This is a genomic window from Polaribacter sp., assembly GCF_965656025.1.
GTDB lineage: Bacteria > Bacteroidota > Bacteroidia > Flavobacteriales > Flavobacteriaceae > Polaribacter.
Window position 1 is genome coordinate 42,528 of sequence record NZ_CBFHJT010000015.1, and the last position, 2,512, is coordinate 45,039.

The following is a 2,512-nucleotide window of genomic DNA, read 5'->3' on the forward strand; positions in this document are numbered from 1 at the left end:
TACTTCGTCTGAACTTAATGTACCTTCGGTTCTAACAATTGTACCACCGCCAAATCTAGAATAAATGGTAGCTACATAATTTAGCCCAGCACAAGGTTTACAAGATATTTTTGCTTTTATAGCATCTACATTGCCTGCGTTAATTACTTTGTCTGTTATCTCAATTTCTAAAGGCTCTTCCAATTCGATGTCAGATTCTATAATATCAAAACGAACATACTCTTCGAAGTTATAGCTTTTTGTATTTCCAACTTTATCAATAACTACAATGTCGGATATACCCCAGACACCAGCAGCAGAACCTTGGGGAAGTACTAAATTAAAACTATAATTACGCCATATAGAGTCTAACACAGGTGCAGTATCTTCTAAATCTAATTCAGGATGATTCATAGTTGAATTTCCTGTTTGATAACTAAATTTCTTGCCTTGAGGATCTCTAAGAGTTAATTCCACTTTATATACACCAGATTCATGTCCAGGAAAATCAGATAAGTCTCTAGCATTAAAATTAATATCTACTCTTGTTTCACCATTAGGCGCCTGTGGATTCGTGGGTTCAGCTACAACAGTAATATTATTTAAGTCTATTTCTGGTTTTACGATGTCAGGGTATTTAGTTTCTATATAAACCGAATCTTTTAAGGCAGCGAAACTATTGATATTGTCTACAAAACCAGCATTATCTGGATTATTTGAAAAATTGACCCAACTACTATTACCTGCTTCATCTCCTGTGTACATAGAAGTTACAGTATAATACCCAGATGGATAATAGTCTTCCATAAAAAAGAACCCTTCAAGTTCCTTAACACTATTATTAGTATTAATAACATAAGCACCTGCTTCTTTAAAATAGGTTTCAGCTTGATCAGAGTTAGGGAAATCAATTCTTACTACAGCTCCATTACCACTTAACTCAAGATTTTCTTCCCATCTAGAAGTCAACTTTATAGCTTGTCCAGGCTTTCCATTGGCGTCAATATTTCCATTTTCATTAAATGTACTATCGATACGTGTCATTGCAAAATCTAGAAACTTAGGTGGTGTAATGTCTTCTAAAGGGTTTGAGATAAATAATTTAGCTCCTACTGTAGAGGTATTTTCATATCTAGCATTACCTGACTGATCCTCAGTTCTTAAACTCACCAAGTTCCAATAACCAGATTTAACAAACTTACTTACAGATGCGGAACCCACTAAAACAGAATCGATACTGCCATTTACTGGAGAGAAACCGATATCAAAAATAGTACCGATAGATGATGCGAAACGAGCAGTTGCCTTTGTAGCACCATCAATAGCTGGATCTGTAGAATTCAATCTAATTTTCATAGTTACTTTTTTATCTTCACCAGCGCCACCTTCAACTTCTAAATCTAAGGCTACTATTTTCCCCGGAAAAGTATAATCTGGGTATAAATTGTAAACTGTAAATGTTAAATCTTCTCTTATGATAGATACATAACGTGTACCATGCATAATTCGGTCTCTAATAAATTCATATTTCTTTTGTGATACCTGAATCAATCGATCAGGATTAGTTAAATAAATAGCAATAGATTCAGCCATATCCTCATTTGGGTTTTTTGCATGTGCATAAGCCGAAACAAATTCTGTAGTATTATAATTAGACCAGCCACTTGCAGCAGTTGGGTCTTCAAACCATCCACCAAGTTCTGCCCAATCGTTTTTGGTCGTATCATCAAAAGTATATTCCCATAGAAAGTGTGCTTTTTCATGTAAGATTAAACGTCTGGTGTCACTTAAATTACCTCCAATAAACGCTTTGCTCATAAACTCTATGGTTTTTAAACCTGTCCAAGCAATAGCGGCTGCTGGTTTATAAACAGGGTCAGGATGTTCTTGCCCATCAATTCTACGAACTAAATATTTTAACCCCTCTTGTTTATGAAATCCTTCAGGTAATTCCTCGAACATACTCAATATTTCTAACTTTTCTGTATTATAGTAATCTTGAAAGTTAGATTTGTCATCTCCCATAAACGTACCATTTTCCTCTGCAAATACTTCTGAAAACTCATTTGGTTTTACAAATTTAATACCAAAACTTTCCCTTGCTAACCAATCTAATACTTCCTCATTATTTGCAAAATCGGTAATAAAATTTACTACAGCATGGTATAGTCTCTTAGAGTAGAACTTACCACGAATTCCGTCTAATTTTACAATTTGAGGATTTGCATAGGTAAAGGCACTCTGACTTACAGTGGCATAAGGAATGTCTCCTGCGTTATTAATAGTAATATCATCGCTTAACTCTAGGTCTGTAAGCATAAAAACACCTCGTATATTTTCTCCAGTACTAAAATCTATGGTACTTCCTTCTCCATACGGATTGTATGGTAAATTGGAGAACATTTTATACAAACGATAACTATCTTCATTTGTCCAAGGTTGTATAGAGTCAGAGAGCACAATACCATATTCTGTTCTCAACTTTATTGATGAAAAATCAGTTGGAACGTTTACAGTATCGTTAAGTACAATA

General features: G+C 34.5%; 1 protein-coding gene. It reads right to left on the bottom strand.

Going from position 1 to position 2,512, the window contains the following annotated elements; all coding sequences use genetic code 11:
- The coding region (locus ACTG3S_RS04535) for a hypothetical protein (RefSeq protein WP_439128186.1) at positions 1 to 2,512 on the bottom strand (2,512 nt) is incomplete at both ends.